General features: G+C 47.0%; 14 protein-coding genes. 1 reads left to right on the forward strand and 13 read right to left on the reverse strand.

Translation table 11 applies throughout. The features are described 5' to 3' along the window. Window positions 1-5: 5 nt before the first annotated feature. The 13 genes from nuoM to hexA form a co-directional block, all read right to left on the reverse strand. A complete protein-coding gene (gene nuoM / locus Xenpb_RS05120; protein WP_047961370.1) occupies window positions 6-1,526 on the reverse strand; it encodes an NADH-quinone oxidoreductase subunit M in 1,521 nt (506 codons plus the stop codon). A gap of 19 nt (window positions 1,527-1,545) precedes the next feature. Beyond that, window positions 1,546-3,405: an NADH-quinone oxidoreductase subunit L gene (gene nuoL, locus Xenpb_RS05125; RefSeq protein ID WP_099113149.1), complete on the reverse strand. Its 1,860-nt coding sequence runs from the start codon at window positions 3,403-3,405 to the stop codon at window positions 1,546-1,548. Beyond that, entirely contained in the window at window positions 3,402-3,704 is a 303-nt protein-coding gene (gene nuoK / locus Xenpb_RS05130; RefSeq protein WP_047961372.1) for an NADH-quinone oxidoreductase subunit NuoK, read from the reverse strand. The genes nuoL and nuoK overlap by 4 nt, the downstream gene beginning before the upstream one ends. Beyond that, window positions 3,701-4,231, reverse strand: coding sequence for an NADH-quinone oxidoreductase subunit J (gene nuoJ / locus Xenpb_RS05135; protein ID WP_187653372.1), 531 nt, complete (start codon window positions 4,229-4,231; stop codon window positions 3,701-3,703). The genes nuoK and nuoJ overlap by 4 nt, the downstream gene beginning before the upstream one ends. 12 nt (window positions 4,232-4,243) lie before the next feature. Beyond that, on the reverse strand, window positions 4,244-4,786 hold the full coding sequence (gene nuoI, locus Xenpb_RS05140; protein ID WP_047961374.1) for an NADH-quinone oxidoreductase subunit NuoI: 543 nt from the start codon (window positions 4,784-4,786) through the stop codon (window positions 4,244-4,246). 15 nt (window positions 4,787-4,801) lie between these two features. After that, window positions 4,802-5,779: an NADH-quinone oxidoreductase subunit NuoH gene (gene nuoH, locus Xenpb_RS05145; protein ID WP_099113147.1), complete on the reverse strand. Its 978-nt coding sequence runs from the start codon at window positions 5,777-5,779 to the stop codon at window positions 4,802-4,804. After that, on the reverse strand, window positions 5,779-8,502 hold the full coding sequence (nuoG, locus tag Xenpb_RS05150) for an NADH-quinone oxidoreductase subunit NuoG (protein WP_255523025.1): 2,724 nt from the start codon (window positions 8,500-8,502) through the stop codon (window positions 5,779-5,781). The genes nuoH and nuoG overlap by 1 nt, the downstream gene beginning before the upstream one ends. 84 nt (window positions 8,503-8,586) lie before the next feature. Beyond that, the gene (gene nuoF / locus Xenpb_RS05155; RefSeq protein ID WP_187653374.1) at window positions 8,587-9,951 is read right to left on the reverse strand and encodes an NADH-quinone oxidoreductase subunit NuoF; all 1,365 of its coding nucleotides are present in this window, start codon (window positions 9,949-9,951) and stop codon (window positions 8,587-8,589) included. Then, window positions 9,948-10,493: an NADH-quinone oxidoreductase subunit NuoE gene (nuoE, locus tag Xenpb_RS05160; RefSeq protein ID WP_187653375.1), complete on the reverse strand. Its 546-nt coding sequence runs from the start codon at window positions 10,491-10,493 to the stop codon at window positions 9,948-9,950. The genes nuoF and nuoE overlap by 4 nt, the downstream gene beginning before the upstream one ends. Window positions 10,494-10,495: 2 nt before the next feature. Further along, window positions 10,496-12,295 carry an NADH-quinone oxidoreductase subunit C/D gene (nuoC, locus tag Xenpb_RS05165; RefSeq protein ID WP_187653376.1) on the reverse strand — a complete coding sequence of 600 codons (1,800 nt, stop codon included), beginning with the start codon at window positions 12,293-12,295 and terminating at the stop codon, window positions 10,496-10,498. A 75-nt stretch (window positions 12,296-12,370) separates the two neighbouring features. Beyond that, window positions 12,371-13,045, reverse strand: a complete 675-nt coding sequence (locus tag Xenpb_RS05170; protein ID WP_069315203.1) for an NADH-quinone oxidoreductase subunit B family protein — start codon at window positions 13,043-13,045, stop codon at window positions 12,371-12,373. 16 nt (window positions 13,046-13,061) lie between these two features. Beyond that, complete coding sequence (locus tag Xenpb_RS05175; protein WP_099113143.1) at window positions 13,062-13,505, reverse strand: NADH-quinone oxidoreductase subunit A; 444 nt, start codon at window positions 13,503-13,505, stop codon at window positions 13,062-13,064. Between the two features lie 720 nt (window positions 13,506-14,225). Next, complete coding sequence (gene hexA / locus Xenpb_RS05180; RefSeq protein ID WP_187653377.1) at window positions 14,226-15,218, reverse strand: transcriptional regulator HexA; 993 nt, start codon at window positions 15,216-15,218, stop codon at window positions 14,226-14,228. A gap of 801 nt (window positions 15,219-16,019) precedes the next feature. Between hexA and Xenpb_RS05185 the strand changes: the two genes are divergently transcribed. Then, a complete protein-coding gene (locus Xenpb_RS05185; protein WP_187653378.1) occupies window positions 16,020-17,234 on the forward strand; it encodes a pyridoxal phosphate-dependent aminotransferase in 1,215 nt (404 codons plus the stop codon). Window positions 17,235-17,403 lie beyond the last annotated feature (169 nt).

The raw sequence follows: 17,403 nt of genomic DNA on the forward strand, positions 1-17,403 counted from the left end.
GCGAATTACGGCCTTGTAGTTAAAAGTGAAGCTGAATACCAATTCTGGATGTTACTCATCGCTGCGGCAGAGGTATCAAGGACTGGCTGCGGGTAAACACCCAAAATCACCAGCAAGACAACCAGCAGCAGCAAAATGGAGATTTCACGAGCATCCATCTGCGGCAAGGGTTTATCGGTTTTCGGCGTTCCGTAATAAGCTTTCTGCATCAGATACAGCGCGTAAACAGACGCAAAAACCAAACCAAATACGGATACCGTAGTAATCAGAGTGAATTTGCTGAAGCTACCAAACAGGATCATGAATTCACCGACGAAGTTACCGGTTCCCGGCATACCCAACGTCGCTACCGCGAAAAACAGGGATATCGCAGGCAGAAGTTGAATTCTTCCCCATAGACCGCCCATTTGACGCATGTCACGAGTATGCAGGCGTTCATATAACTGACCACACAGAATGAACAGACCGGCAGCCGATAGGCCATGTGCAATCATCTGAATTACCGCTCCCTGATAAGCCAGTTGGCTACCGGTATAGATAGCGATAAGTACGAATCCCATATGGGAAACACTGGTATAAGCAATCAGGCGTTTGATGTCAGTCTGACTAAAGGCCATCCATGCACCGTAGAAGATGCCAATGACACCCAACCACATCGCAATCGGCGCAAAATCCGCAGAAGCTTGTGGAAACAGGGGTAAACTGAAACGTAACAGACCATATGCCGCGGTTTTCAACAAGATCCCCGCGAGGTCAACTGAACCCGCTGTTGGAGCCTGACTATGGGCATCCGGCAACCAACCGTGCAAAGGAACAACCGGCATTTTCACTGCGAATGCAATGAAGAAGCCCAACATCAACAAATATTGGATGGTATATGACATCGGCGTATTCAACAGTTTTTCATAGTTGAATGACCATTCACCCGTTGCATCATGGTGAATGAAGGCCAACGCCAGAATCGAAATCAACATCACCAGACCACTGGCTTGGGTATAGATGAAGAATTTCGTTGCCGCCGTGATACGAGTTTTACCTTCTGAACCTCTATGACCCCAAAGTGCGATCAAGAAGTACATCGGTACCAGCATCACTTCCCAGAAGAAGAAGAACAGGAACAGGTCGATGGCAAGGAAGACCCCCATCACACCACCGAGTATCCACAACAAGTTCAGGTGGAAGAACCCTTGGTATGGCTGGTTTTCATTCCACGAACAGAGGATAGCCATCAACCCCAGTAATGCAGTCAATACCACCATCAGCAAGGACAGACCATCCAGTGCCAGATGAATGCTAATGCCAAAACGTGGGATCCACGGAAGCAGGAACTCTGATTGCCACTGTGGAATACCCTGAGGGTTGGTGAGTGTATAACCGCCCTGTAACCACAGTTGCAGGGAAAGTAACAACGTCAGCCCCATCGCCAGAAGCGCTATCCAACGCGGCATACGAGTGCCGAAGCGCTCCGCCTGCCAGCACAGCAGGCCTCCGATGAAGGGCAGTAGAATTAGCCAAGGTAATAGCATGGCGCAATGTGTCCCTTAATTAAACCAAAAGCAGCAGAGCTAAAACCAGCACTGCACCCAACCCCATAGAGGTAGCGTACCAACGGACTTGTCCGTTCTCACTCCAACGCAGCCCTTTATTACCCCAACGGGATAATATGGCTGGAATGTTCATCAGTGAGTTCAAAGGATCATTCTGCAACAAGCGGGTAATACCTTTGAATGGTTTCACGAATACCCAGTCATACAGCGCATCAAATCCCCAAGCATGGAACCACCATGTGGAAAAGAAACGCCCCGGCGCACTGTTTGCAGTGGCATTGACCACATTGCGTTTGCCAAGATACAGCGCTGCCGCCAGCAAAATACCGACAACGGCAACGACGCCAGAAACAATTTCCAGTGTCACTTTGCCATCATGTCCTGCATTGCTTTCTGGCAAAACGCCCGTCAGAGGTAGCGCAATTAACGCGCCAACAAAGGTGGACAGCACCAACAATACTGACAATGGTAAAGTGTGGGTAATGCCTTTAACTGGATGAGCATGGGTATTTTCTTCACCGTGGAACACAATGAAGATCATGCGGAAGGTGTACAAGGAGGTCATCAATGCCCCAGCCAACCCTGCCAGCATCAGGTTCATATGACCATTTGCCAGTGCGCCCCACAAGATTTCATCTTTACTGTAGAAACCTGCGGTTAACAATGGCAATGCCGACAGTGCCGATCCACCGACAAGGAAACAGACATAAACAAACGGAATGCGCTTGCTCAAGCCACCCATTTTGAAGATGTTCTGTTCATGGTGGCAGGCCAGAATCACAGAGCCGGAAGCCAGGAACAGCAATGCCTTAAAGAATGCGTGGGTCATTAAGTGGAAGATAGCGGCATCCCAGGCTTGTACTCCCAGCGCCAAAAACATGTAACCAATCTGGCTCATGGTTGAATAAGCCAGTACCCGTTTGATATCCGTCTGTACCAGCGCAGCGAAACCAGCCAGTAACAAAGTCACTGCACCAATCACACCGACCAAATGCAGAACATCTGGTGCCATTAAGAACAAGGCATGGCTGCGGGCAATCAGATAAACACCCGCGGTTACCATCGTAGCCGCATGGATCAGTGCAGAAACGGGGGTCGGGCCAGCCATCGCATCTGCCAACCATGTTTGCAATGGCAATTGCGCTGATTTACCGACAGCACCACCCAGAATCATCAGGGTTGCCCAAGTGATCGCCGTGGAACCTGCTTCAATATGTTGTGGAGCCAATACCGCCAGTTCGCGGAAACTCAACGTCCCCAATTGGTCGTAAAGGATAAACATCCCAATGGCAAGGAACACGTCACCCACACGGGTCACGATGAAGGCTTTCATTGCCGCAGCACCATTGGCCGGGGTTTTGTAGTAGAAACCGATCAGCAGGTAACTGCACAGACCTACCCCTTCCCAACCGAGATACATTAACAGCATGTTATCTGCCAGCACCAATACCACCATGCTGGCGATAAACAGGTTGGTATACGCGAAGAAGCGAGAATAACCCTCTTCACCACGCATGTACCATGAGGCGTAAATGTGGATCAAGAAACCAATGCCGGTCACCACACCCAACATAGTCAGTGACAGCCCATCCAGTACCAGATTCACGGGGATGCTGAAATTATCCACGTCCATCCAGTTCCACAATGTCTGGCTGTAAACCAGCCCCCCTGCTTCATTCTGGGAAAGGCTATTTTGGGAAAAGAAATCGATCCCTGCCCAAAGCGTAACCAGAGCTGCCAGCCCAACAGAACCGATCCCAATAGTGGCTGACAGATTTTCAGACCAGCGGCCACGGGAGAATGCTAATAGCAAAAACCCCAGCAGTGGCAACAGAATTGTTAAATAGAGTAAGTTCATCCGCGCATCTCACTGACTGTATCAATATTCAGGTTCTGGCGACGACGGTGCAACTGTAGTAACAGTGCCAAACCGATACTCGCCTCGGCTGCTGCCAGAGTAATGGCCAAAATGTACATTACCTGACCATCAGGCTGGAGCCAGTAGCTGCCGGCAACCACAAATGCCAGCGCTGAAGCATTGATCATAATTTCCAGCCCGATCAGCATGAATAACAGGTTGCGGCGGATAATCAGGCAAGCGAAGCCCAACGTAAATAAAATAGCCGCCAGAATAAGACCATGGTGTAACGCTATCATTGTTGGTCCTCCACTCGATTGCTGAGCACTTCACCTTGTCTATTTTCACGGCCAACGTGGTAAGCCACCACCATTCCCGCCAGAAGCAGCAAAGATGCCAGCTCAACGGCCAGAACATAAGGGCCAAACAAGCTGATGCCCACTTCTTTAGCACTGACCACTTCACCGCTAATTTCAGCAGATGGCAGCGTACTGATGGCATAACTCAACACAATCAGCAGTACGATAGAGAGAATAGACGGGCCGATCCAAGCCCGGGGCTGTAACCATGCCCGCTCCTGCTCGACAACCGATTTCCCTAAATTCAGCATCATTACAACGAAAACGAACAACACCATGATCGCACCCGCGTAAACGATGATCTCCAGTGCACCAGCGAAATAAGCACCCAGTGAAAAAAACACAACAGACAGTGCCAGCAAGGAGATAACCAGGTACAACAGCGCATGTACCGGATTGGTATGGGTTACCACTCTGAGTGTTGCGAGAATAGCAACCAGCCCTGCGACATAAAATGTAAATTCCATGAATATCGCTCCTTATGGCAACAGGCTTTTAACGTCGATAGGCTTGGCTTCGTTGTCGCCTTCACCTTTATCTTTGCCGTCAATCGCCATACCTGTCTTACGGTAAAAGTTATAGTCAGGATATTTGCCCGGCCCTGAAATGAGCAGGTCTTCTTTTTCATACACCAGATCCTGACGCTTGAATTCACCCAACTCAAAATCCGGCGTCAACTGGATAGCGGTAGTTGGGCACGCTTCTTCACACAAGCCGCAGAAGATGCAACGAGAGAAGTTAACGCGGAAGAATTCAGGATACCAACGACCATCTTTATGCTCGGCTTTTTGCAGGGAAATACACCCTACAGGGCACACCGCCGCACACAAGTTACAGGCAACACAACGCTCTTCACCGTCTGGATCACGCGTCAGAACGATGCGCCCACGGTAACGGGGTGGCAGATAAACCGGCTCTTCCGGATACATTTTTGTTTCGCGTTTATGGAAGGCATGAAGCCCTATCATCCAAATACTGCGTACCTGGGTGGCGAAACCGACCACTAACTCTTTCAATGTCATGGTTCAATCACCCCTTTATTGAGCGTTGTATAAAATCACTGCGGCAGTCGCCAGCATATTAAGTAACGTTAACGGCAGACAGACTTTCCAGCCAAACGACATCACCTGGTCATAACGAGGGCGCGGCAATGAAGCACGGATCAGGATGAACATCATCATGAAAAATGCCGTTTTCAGCGTAAACCAGATAAACGGAGGCAAGAGAGGCCCATTCCAGCCACCAAAGAACAGTGTGACGATTAAGGCAGATACCGTCACGATAGCGATATATTCCCCGACAAAGAACAAGCCGAACTTCATGCCGGAATATTCGATGTGATAACCATCAGCCAATTCTTGCTCGGCTTCCGGCTGGTCAAAAGGGTGGCGGTGACAAACCGCCACGCCTGCAATGGCAAAAGTCAAGAAACCAAAGAATTGGGGAATGATATTCCACACATGTTGCTGTGAGTTAACAATATCCACCATGTTAAAGGAGCCGGCTTGTGCCACAACCCCCATCATGGACAGGCCAAGGAAGACTTCATAACTCAATGTCTGTGCTGATGCGCGCATCGCACCCAACAGGGAATATTTGTTATTACTCGCCCAACCTGCAAACAGCACGGAATAAACTGCCAGACCGGCCATCATCATGAAGAACAGGATACCGATATTCAGGTCTGCTACCATCCACGTTGGGCTTATTGGCACGATCGCAAAGGCCAGAAGCAGTGAACAAAACGCAATGACCGGGGCTAAGGTGAAAATAGCCCGATCAGAGAAGCGTGGTGCCCAGTCTTCTTTAAAGAACATTTTGATCATATCTGCAACGAGCTGTAATGAACCACCCCAACCCACACGGTTCGGCCCGTAACGGTTCTGGAACAGACCAAGAATGCGGCGTTCAAAGAAGCTCATGAATGCCCCGCAGATAACCACCACCAACAGAATGACAGCGGCTTTCAGAACAGCTATTAGGATTTCAATCACATCGGGAGTAAGCCAACTCATTATGCAGCCTCCCGTAAGTTATTGATTGACTTGCCAGCCAGAATCGGTGGAATACCCGGCATACCTAGCGGCAGACCCACTTGCCCCTGAGCCAGATTGCCACTCAAGCGCACTGCCAAGCGCAGTTGCTGTCCTTCACAATCAAATTCCATCACGGTTCCTTCTGTCACATTCAAATGCTCCGCATCTTTATGATTGATCATCACATACGGCTCAGGAATGCGCTCCTGTATAACATCAGAACGCTGTGATAACTCATCGCTGCCGAACAGATGGAAGTAAGGCGCAACATGCCATTGATTTTTTTGTGCAGTGAATGCAGTTGGAATGCTGTCAAAGTAGTTCAACCCACCATCAATCGCTTCAATCAAACGAACTCCCGGATCACCGAAACGCAGTTTGCCGCCGACTTCGGCCTGGAATTTATTCCATGCCTGTGGTGAGTTCCAACCCGGTGCCCATGCAAACGGGATTTGCTGGCGAGGTGCATATGGGCTGTTGTTTCCTTCCATTGAGAAGGCAAATGCTGTATCGATATCCTGTGGTTGACGTTGCTCGTGAACACTGACATCAGCCAGCATCGCGGTACGACCACTGTAACGATGAGGTGAGCGGGCCAATTTTTGCCCACGAATACGGAAAGTAGCATCCGGTGCTGCATTAACAATGCCTTTAAACTGCGGCATGGCTTTGACACAAGCTTCAATGACGTGGTCAAGTTGTGTCCAGTCAGTCTGGCATTGTGTATACGTGGTATACAGAGAGTGCATCCAGCGCCAGCTTTCCAGCATAACGATAGATTTGTCATAGAACGCAGGTTCATAGACTTGGAAATAGCGCTGTGCACGACCTTCCTGATTCACCAACGTACCATCACTTTCAGCGAAGCTGGACGCCGACAGAATCAAATGTGCCTTATCCATAATAGCGGTGCGTTGATGATCAACGACGATCAAATTTTTCAGGCTATCAAGTGCGCTATCGATTTTATCCGCAGGTGCGTGACGATAGAGATCGTTCTCCATCACAATAACGGTATCTGAATCCCCTCTGCCAATACGCTGTAAAGCAGCATCCAATGGCTGCGCTTCCATCATCGCCAGACCCAGGCTATTGGCGTAAGCCGCAACATAGGAAAGCCCAACATTGGCACCTTTATCTTTCAGTGCCCATGCGATATTGGCGGCAGCCTGAATCAAAGTATCACTACCCGGGTTGCTGCCACTGATAATCAACGGCTTTTTCGCTTCGCGCAGTGCTTGGGCAATGATTTCTACTTTTGCTTTCAGCTCATCCGGCAGGTCATTGACAGCAGGAGCAATGTTGTTCAATGCGTGTGCCACCGCAAAACCAAAACGGGCCTGATCATCAACAGGCGCACGGTAACTCCATGCTGCAACATCATCCAGTCTGGTCTCATCGACACTGGTCAAGAACAGAGGATATTTGGCGTGTTGACCAATATTCATAACAGCAGCGATTTGCCAGTCTGCCACTTTCTGGGCGGCGGCCATTTCGCGAGCCTTGCCCTTCACTGCCTGACGCACAGATAATGCCATGCGGGCAGCAGTTTGAGTCAGATCTTCCCCTAATACCAATACGGCATCGTACCCCTCAATATCACGTAATGATGGGGTGTGAACTCCACCTTGTTGGAGAATTTCCAGCATCATATCAAGGCGATGTTGTTCTTCCGCTGAAATGCCGCTGTAGAAGTTTTCCGCTCCGACTAATTCACGCAAGGCAAAGTTACTTTCAATGCTGGCGCGCGGTGAACCGATACCAATGGCATTTTTTGCCTGACGCAAGATATCTGCACCCCCCTGCATAACCTGCTCGGCATTCAGTGAGATCCATTGATCGCCACGCAATTGTTGCGGCTGGCGAGGACGGTCGTCACGATTGACATAACCGTAGCCAAAGCGTCCGCGGTCACACATAAAGTAGTGGTTAACAGTGCCGTTATAACGGTTTTCGATTCGGCGCAATTCACCGTAACGTTCACCGGGACTGGTATTACAGCCGATACTGCATTGCTGGCAGATACTTGGCGCAAACTGCATATCCCACTTACGGTTATAGCGTTCTGAATGGGTTTTATCGGTAAATACCCCTGTCGGGCAAATTTCGACAAGGTTACCAGAAAATTCACTTTCCAACGTGCCACTTTCAGGACGGCCAAAATAGACGTTGTCATGAGCGCCATAAACGCCAAAGTCCGTCCCATCCGCATAATCTTTGTAGTAGCGAACGCAACGATAGCAGGCGATACAGCGGTTCATTTCATGAGCAATGAATGGCCCCAGTTCCTGGTTTTGGTGAGTACGTTTGGTAAAACGGTATTTACGGAATGAGTGCCCTGTCATTACCGTCATATCCTGCAAGTGACAGTTGCCACCTTCCTCACAAACAGGACAGTCATGAGGGTGGTTGGTCATCAACCATTCAACAACACTTGCGCGGAATTGTTTTGCTTCTTCATCATCAATGGAGATATACGCGCCATCTGATGCAGGTGTCATACAAGACATCACCAGACGACCGCGCGTATCTTCCGCGTTCTGATATTGCTTGACCGCACACTGGCGGCAAGCGCCAACGCTTCCCAGCGCTGGATGCCAGCAAAAATAAGGTATATCAAGCCCCAATGAGAGGCAGGCTTGCAACAGGTTATCAGCCCCGTTTACATCATAATCTTTGCCGTCTACATGTATCGTAGCCATAGTCAGCATGCTTCCCAATGGCCTGCCGTGGCAGGCGTTAATCAAAATTCTGCTTTAGCACTGTTTTTGCTTGCAAAGCCAGCTTTACCAACGTTGCTTAAGCAGGTTTGGTTGAATGCCCGCAATCAGGCTGGTATTGCCGTAGTCTTTAGTGACGATCCCCGCTTCAAACTCTTCACGGAAGTATTTGATAGCGCTTTGCAAAGGCTCTACCGCTCCGGGGGCGTGGGCACAGAAAGTTTTACCCGGGCCAAGGAAGCGGCAGAGTTGTTCCAATGTTTCGATATCGCCCTGTTGGCCTTTACCATTCTCAATGGCACGGAGGATTTTTACACTCCACGGCAAGCCATCACGACATGGTGTGCACCAGCCACAAGATTCACGGGCAAAGAATTCTTCAAGATTGCGAGTCAGGGAAACCATGTTGATCTCATGATCCACGGCCATCGCCAGCGCAGTTCCTAACCGACTGCCCGCTTTAGCGATGCTTTCGAAATCCATAGGCAAATCAAGGTGATTTTCTGTCAGAAAGTCGGTTCCGGCACCACCCGGTTGCCATGCTTTGAATTTCAGGCCATCCCGCATTCCCCCCGCGTAATCTTCGAGAATTTCACGAGCCGTCGTACCAAAAGGCAGCTCCCACAACCCCGGATTTTTGACCCGGCCAGAAAAGCCCATCAGTTTGGTGCCGGCATCTTTACTTTTGCCTTCACTCAGACCGATGTACCACTCTTTCCCATGTTCGAGAATGGCCGGAACATTACACAGCGTCTCGACGTTATTGACACACGTTGGTTTACCCCACACACCGGATGTCGCAGGGAACGGAGGTTTTGAGCGAGGGTTTGCACGGCGCCCTTCAAGGGAGTTAATCAATGCGGTTTCTTCCCCGCAGATATAACGTCCCGCACCGGTATGAACAAACAGTTCAAAATCAAAGCCACTGCCCAAAATATTCTTGCCAAGCAGGCCAGCCGTTTTTGCCTCTTCAATCGCTTTGTGTAAATGAACAGCCGCCTCGACATACTCACCCCGCAGGAAGATGTAGCCACGATAGGCTTTCAGCGCAAATGCACTGATTAACATCCCTTCCACCAGCAAGTGCGGCAGTTGCTCCATCAGCAGGCGGTCTTTGTAAGTGCCGGGTTCCATTTCATCCGCATTACACAGCAGGTAACGGATGTTCATGCTTTCGTCTTTTGGCATCAGGCTCCATTTCAAGCCGGTAGAGAAACCCGCACCACCACGACCTTTTAAGCCAGCATCTTTTACCAAGGCAATAATGTCATCAGGAGCCATGCCCTTCAGTGCTCTTTCAGCTCCCTTATAACCATTTTTGCTTCGGTATTCATCCAACCAGACAGGTTGTTGGTCATCACGCAACCGCCATGTCAGGGGATGAGTTTCCGCTCCGCGGATAATTTCTTTCACTCCTGAATGCGTTGTCATGGATACTGCTCCAGTAATTTTTCAATTTCTTCTGGTTTCACGTAACTATGGGTGTCCTCATCGATCATCATGGTCGGCCCTTTGTCACAATTACCCAAGCAGCAGGTTGGCAACAGAGTAAAACGCCCATCTGCCGTGGTTTGCCCCGGACGAATGTTCAGGTGCGATTCTATCGCTGCCTGAACGCCCTGATAGCCCGTGATGTGACATACCACGCTGTCACAATAACGGATAATGTGGCGACCTACTGGCTGACGGTAAATCTGGCTGTAAAATGTCGCCACACCTTCCACATCACTGGCTGGAATGCCTAACACCTCAGCAATGGCATAAATGGCACCATCCGGTACCCAGCCACGGTGTTTTTGCACAATTTTCAGTGCTTCAATTGACGCCGCACGCGGATCTTCGTAGTGGTGTTTTTCTTGCTCGATAGCATCACGTTCTTCAGCACTCAGCACAAATTTATCCGGTGTCTGAGCGTCCGTTACGTTAACCACATCAAGGCGTGCTTGCTTGTTTGCGTTAAATTCACTTTGCATCGTTAGCGATCCACATCAGACATAACAAAATCGATACTGCCCAGATAGACGATAAGGTCAGAAACCAGACTGCCGCGGATCACCGACGGAATTTGCTGCAAGTGAGCAAAACTTGGTGTGCGGATACGGGTACGGTAACTCATGGTGCTACCATCACTGGTCAGGTAATAACTGTTAATACCCTTAGTCGCTTCGATCATCTGGAATGATTCATTGGCAGGCATGACCGGTCCCCATGACACCTGCAAGAAGTGGTTAATCATGGTTTCGATGTGCTGCAAAGTGCGCTCTCTTGGTGGTGGGGTAGTCAGCGGATGATCAGCCTTGAATGGGCCTTCTGGCATATTTTTCAGACACTGTTCAAGGATGCGCATACTCTGACGAATTTCTTCCACTTTCAGCATCACACGGTCATAGCAATCGCCGTTGTAACCGGTCGGTACTTCGAAATCAAAGTTTTCATAACCGGAATACGGACGCCATTTACGCACGTCAAAACTGATACCGGTTGCACGCAGACCCGCGCCAGTCACACCCCAGTCCAAAGCCTGTTTCGAATTATAGGAAGCAACACCCACAGAGCGTCCTTTCAATACGCTGTTTTTCAGCGCGGCTTTAACATAGGAGTTCAAACGTTTCGGTAACCAGTCCAGTAATTCACGCAGAAGTTTATCCCAGCCGCGTGGCAGGTCATGGGCAACTCCGCCAATACGGAACCATGCCGGATGCATGCGGAAACCTGTGATTGCTTCAACCACATCGTAAACTTTCTGTCGGTCAGTAAAGGCAAAGAAGACGGGAGTCATCGCACCAACGTCTTGGATAAAGGTACTGATATACAGCAGGTGGCTATTGATGCGGAACAACTCGGACAGCATAACACGGATGGTTTTCACACGATCCGGCACCTCAATGCCTGCTAGTTTCTCAACTGCCAGTACATAAGGCATTTCGTTGACGCATCCCCCCAGATATTCAACCCGGTCGGTATAAGGGATATAGCTGTGCCATGATTGACGTTCACCCATTTTTTCAGCACCACGGTGGTGGTAGCCAATATCGGGAACGCAATCGACGATTTCTTCGCCATCAAGTTGCAGAATAATGCGGAATGCACCGTGAGCAGAAGGATGGTTAGGGCCGAGGTTGAGGAACATAAAATCCTCATTATCGGTACCCCGCTTCATGCCCCACTCTTCTGGTTTGAAAGTCAGCGCTTCCATTTCCAGATCTTCTTTCTGCTTGGTCAGCATGAAAGGATCGAACTCCGTGGCACGAGCAGAATATTCCTTGCGTAACGGGTGACCTTCCCATGTTGGCGGCATTAAGATGCGCCGCAAATTTGGATGGCCTTTGAAGGTAATGCCAAACATTTCCCAAGTTTCACGCTCATACCAATTGGCATTCGGAAAAATTGACGTCACTGTTGGGATATTCAGGTCTTGTTCAGCAAGCGCGACTTTCAACATGATGTCGCGGTTACGCTCAATGGAGATCAAGTGATAAAACACTGAAAAGTCGGCAGCAGGCAAGCCGTGCCGGTGAGAGCGCTGACGCTCATCAACGCCATGCAAGTCAAACAGCATGACATAAGGTTTAGGCAACTTTTTCAGGAATGTCATTACTTCCAGTAACTTTTCCCGTTTGAGCCAAACAACAGGCATGCCGGTACGGGTAGGCTGGAAAGTAAAGGCATCCGGGCCAAATTGACGATTAAGCTCGCTAACAACAGGATCATTAAGATGATCTTGTGTTTGCCAAGCTGACCGGGCGCTTTCTTGCGCTATCTGATCTGTCATCATTCTTCACCACAACGCTTGATCAGGGTTTTTGTGATCGCAACACATTGCTCTGGTTACGCTATATGGCTAAAAGCCTTAAATTTCGTCTGGAGTACGCAAATTTTTCACTGCAATACGTTCACCGCGCTTCCGTTCTCTTTCTGATTGCATATTGGCGCGGTAAACCCCCTGATCGCCGACAACCCATGACAACGGGCGGCGTTCTTTACCTATAGATTCCTGCAACAGCAGCAATGCCTGCATATAGGCTTCTGGACGGGGAGGACAGCCGGGAATGTAAACATCGACAGGGATAAATTTATCAACGCCCTGAACCACGGAGTAAATATCGTACATACCCCCAGAGTTTGCACAGGCTCCCATGGAAATAACCCACTTTGGTTCCAGCATTTGATCGTAAAGACGTTGAATGACAGGGGCCATTTTGACGAAACAGGTTCCGGAAATCACCATGAAGTCAGCCTGACGGGGAGATGCCCGCAATACTTCTGCGCCAAAACGTGCAACATCGTGGACTGCGGTAAACGACGTCACCATTTCTACATAACAGCAAGAAAGCCCGAAGTTATAGGGCCACAGGGAGTTTTTTCTTCCCCAATTCACCATGTCATGCAAAGCATGTTCTAATTTTCCCATATAAACACTGCGGTGAACGTGCTGTTCCAGAGGATCGCTAACAATTTCCTGTTTTTGCAGGGGATAACGGTCATTCTCACCGTTCGGATCTATGCGGGTGAGCGTATAATCCATCTTTCATGCCTCGCTATTACTGCATATGACTGTTGTTGGTATAGGTGTCAACACTCGGTTTACTGACTTGACGTTTTGAACGTGCCGGAGTCCAGTCCAACGCGCCAATGCGTGCCAGATAAACCAAGCCTGCCAATAACACCAAAATGAAAATGCTTGCTTCGGCAAAGCCCAACCAACCGCTCTCTTTGATTGAGACGGCCCAAGCATACAAGTAAAGGGCTTCAACATCGAAGATGACAAAGAACATGGCAACCAGATAGAATTTTGCCGACAGACGCATACGGGCACTGCCGACAGAATCGATACCTGATTCATAAGGTACGTGTTTTGCCCTGGCTTTCGCCCTGCCCCCCATGAAGTACCCGCCCAGTAACATGAGCGCACACAACCCAAGAGCACCTATTAGGAAAACCGCAAATGCCCAGTGATGGGCTAAAATTCCAGTGGATGTAGACATACTCGTTGCTTACTCATCAAAAGTGGTGTCAAGGTGTCTGCTCTTTTAGCTGGCAGTATTGCACCACATCGATTCATGGGAAGGAATAACAACCAAATCTGAAACAGCGCTAATCAATATCTTTTGGCGCTTGGATCGTCTTGGTTTTTATTCCTCTCAACAATATTTTGCCACAAGGGCAAAAAGCGCTTACCTATCTATTTACAAACAAAAAACCATTAATTAACAGATTGTGCTAATATACCGCTAAAACGTGTCAGTCGTATAAAAAAACAACTTCCTGACATGACTAGTCTAACCGATAACTCGACTTTACTACACCATTATCGCAGGAAAAACCTGTCTTTCCACTGTGCTGCCTGGGGTATTTTTATGATCAAGCGCACAGTTTCATTGAAAAATATTCAATACATGAACGTAATTTATTCAACTCTTAATAAATTGTTTCTAAAAAGAACTATTTGATTGCGATAACGCCGTTATTTCTAAAAACGGATTTATTTTATCAATTTAGCAAAATGAAATTTGTTAACACAGCAACATTCTTTTAACTAAAATTCGAAAGTGATAGGAAAATTAGTAGAGTATATTTCTTAATGGAAATATCAGAAATGGGAATGAAAACTTGGGAGGATTATTAATACGCAATTAGCAAATAGGCTAATATCTCCACAAGTAAAATGGAAATATTAGCCTATAAAACACATAATACTTAAATACTTATTCGTCTATATTTTCGACGGAAGTTTCATCAAATGACTCAGCCGATTTAGTAATATCAATGGGTTCAATAGATTCATCCATTTCATTAGGCTCATCGGATTCGACAGGCGTCACGGTATAAGGTGTTTTCTTATTTTCTATAGCATCAAAAACAGTCAGGACAGATTCATTCTGTTCATTACTATTGCGATATAGATAGAATTGAATTTCCGGTAAACGTGGTAACCCTTCACTTTCACCCAAAATTCTCAGGTCTGCATTATGCATTTCCAGAGGGCGGGCTGTGATGCCAACTTCTGCATTTACAGCAGCACGGACAGCAGACAGGGAAGCCGCTTCATATGCGATACGCCATGAAATGCCTGCCATATCAAGCGTATCCAGCGCAATCTGGCGGAATGGATTGGTTTCATCCATGACAACCAATGGCACGGGTTCGTTTGTTTGTAATTGGAAATCCGGCGCGCAATGCCATAAAACAGGCGAAGAGCGCAGGGCTGTTTTGGGGTGGTGGTTAATTTTTGCTGTGGTTAATGCCAAATCAATCTCATGGTTATCCAACATGCTTTCGATAAACTGAGCGCGCTTAATCCGCACATCAACAGCAACACGTGGATAGACTGAGGCAATACGGTTCAACAAGAAGGGAAGCAGTGTATCAACAGCGTCGTCTGATACGCCTATTCTCAATTCACCGTCTGCATCATTGTAGGTTAATGATGCTGTTGCATCGTCATTGGCACGAAGAATCTGACGTGCGTAACCAAGAAGTTGAAGCCCGTGCTCGGTCAGAAGCTTATTACGGCCGTGGCGAGCAAATAATTCTCTCCCCACGAGATGTTCCAACCGCTGCATTTGCTGACTCACAGCTGACTGCGTTCTAGAAACGGCTGCTGCTGCTGCTGCAAAAGTATTTAAGTCAGCAACGGCAACAAAAGTTCTTAGCAGATCGAGATCGAGGTTTATTATCTGACGATTTGCATTTATCATTGTTTATTCATCACTTTTTTTTGATTTTAATTACTAACTAACCTGGTGTTTTTACTTCAGCAGTATCAAATAAAATAATACCGATTGTGACATTACTCTACTCTATTAAATAGGGCAAAGGTTTACTGCATTTTTTTCACTATTTAGAACATCACGGGTTTTATTTTCTCCTTTCTTAACAAAATTTATGCAACCTAAAAATAAATTAGAGATAAAACCCTATTTACATCACATAATCCCCAATTTCCAGTACAAATATCCTTTTTCTGACTTGCTTCAAAGAATAACGTAACCTGAATTAGGAAAACTTAATGCGCCAAGATAATATAAGTATTTTTAATGAGTTAACATTTTTACAGAATAAGCCTAAAAATGTTATGGGTAAAAACTCAAAAAAATTATCAAACTATCATGTGATAAAAAACCTAAATTAGCTTTACGTCAGCCAAAGATAAATTATAAGAATACATTATACAAATCTTCTTACTTTTATTGACAATTCGAGATTTCCTAACCAGATTGGCTTAAGGAACCATTGTCAAAATGTCATCCGCTGTGCTCTCAGGCAACTAAAAACATGCCATTATTCAGAACAATGCTTCATTTAAACATTAAAATTAAGAATAAAATACCAATAAAAACGACAGTTTTAGATAGCAGGCTTATTCATTTATTATTAAAACAACCGTTTTAACCAAAGATATCAAAGGCTCTTCAAAAGACAGACTGAGAAGAGTACATTGAATATCACACTTTTTATGCCGGGTAGTATCCATTTCGCCAAAGAGGTTAGGGCATCCTATGTTTTCCATTAATAAATCCAGCAAATTAGATAATGTCTGCTATGACATCAGGGGGAAAACCCTCAAAGAAGCCAAGCGACTCGAAGAAGAAGGCAATAAGGTACTGAAATTAAATATTGGCAATCCGGCGCCATTCGGCTTCGAAGCACCCGATGAGATTTTAGTCGATGTCATCCGTAACCTGCCGACCGCCCAGGGTTATTCCGACTCAAAAGGGTTATATTCTGCGCGCAAGGCGATTATGCAGCATTATCAGGCAAGAAATATGCTGGATATTACTGTTGAAGATATTTTCATCGGTAATGGTGTGTCTGAGCTTATCGTTCAATCCATGCAGGCCCTGTTGAATACAGGCGACGAAATGCTGGTTCCTGCGCCTGACTACCCTCTTTGGACAGCGGCTGTATCACTTTCCAGCGGTAATGCCGTACATTACCTGTGTGATGAGCAACAAGGCTGGTTTCCTGATTTAGATGATATCCGCCGTAAAATTACCCCGCGTACCCGTGGGATTGTGATTATTAACCCGAACAACCCAACCGGGGCGGTATATAGCAAAGAGTTGTTATTGGAAATCGTGGAGATAGCCCGCCAGCATAACCTGATTATTTTCGCCGATGAAATTTACGACAAGATCCTGTACGACGATGCCCAACACCACTCCATTGCCGCATTAGCGCCTGATCTTTTTACTGTCACCTTTAATGGCTTGTCCAAAACCTATCGCGTTGCAGGTTTCCGTCAGGGCTGGATGGTATTGAATGGCCCGAAAAAACAGGCTAAAGACTATATTGAAGGCTTAGAAATGCTGGCATCAATGCGCCTTTGTGCTAACGTGCCAATGCAGCACGCGATTCAAACGGCATTGGGCGGCTACCAGAGTATCAGTGAATTTATTTTTCCAGGTGGCAGGCTTTATGAGCAGCGCAATCGCGCATGGGAATTGATAAACCAAATTCCGGGGATTTCCTGTGTGAAACCAATGGGTGCACTTTATATGTTCCCTAAAATAGATACCAAACGTTTCAATATTTATGATGACCAAAAAATGGTATTAGATCTTTTATTACAAGAAAAAGTTCTGCTGGTTCAAGGCACCGCATTTAACTGGCCAGAGCCAGACCATTTCCGTATTGTCACATTACCGCATGTCACTGACTTGCAAATGGCTATTGAAAAATTTGCCCGCTTTATGGGTAACTATCGCCAATAAATATAATATTTATCATTTAGAGCTTACCCTTATGACTATTAATAACATAATGAGGTGAGCTCTTATTTGATACAAGAAAGCTTATTTCTTACTAATGAGCCTTTTTCCATAAATAATTTTCTCAGAAATGAATATTCCTGTTGTTTCTTAAGTCACTATTTAAAAGATA

The organism is Xenorhabdus sp. PB62.4, from assembly GCF_014467285.1.
GTDB lineage: Bacteria > Pseudomonadota > Gammaproteobacteria > Enterobacterales > Enterobacteriaceae > Xenorhabdus.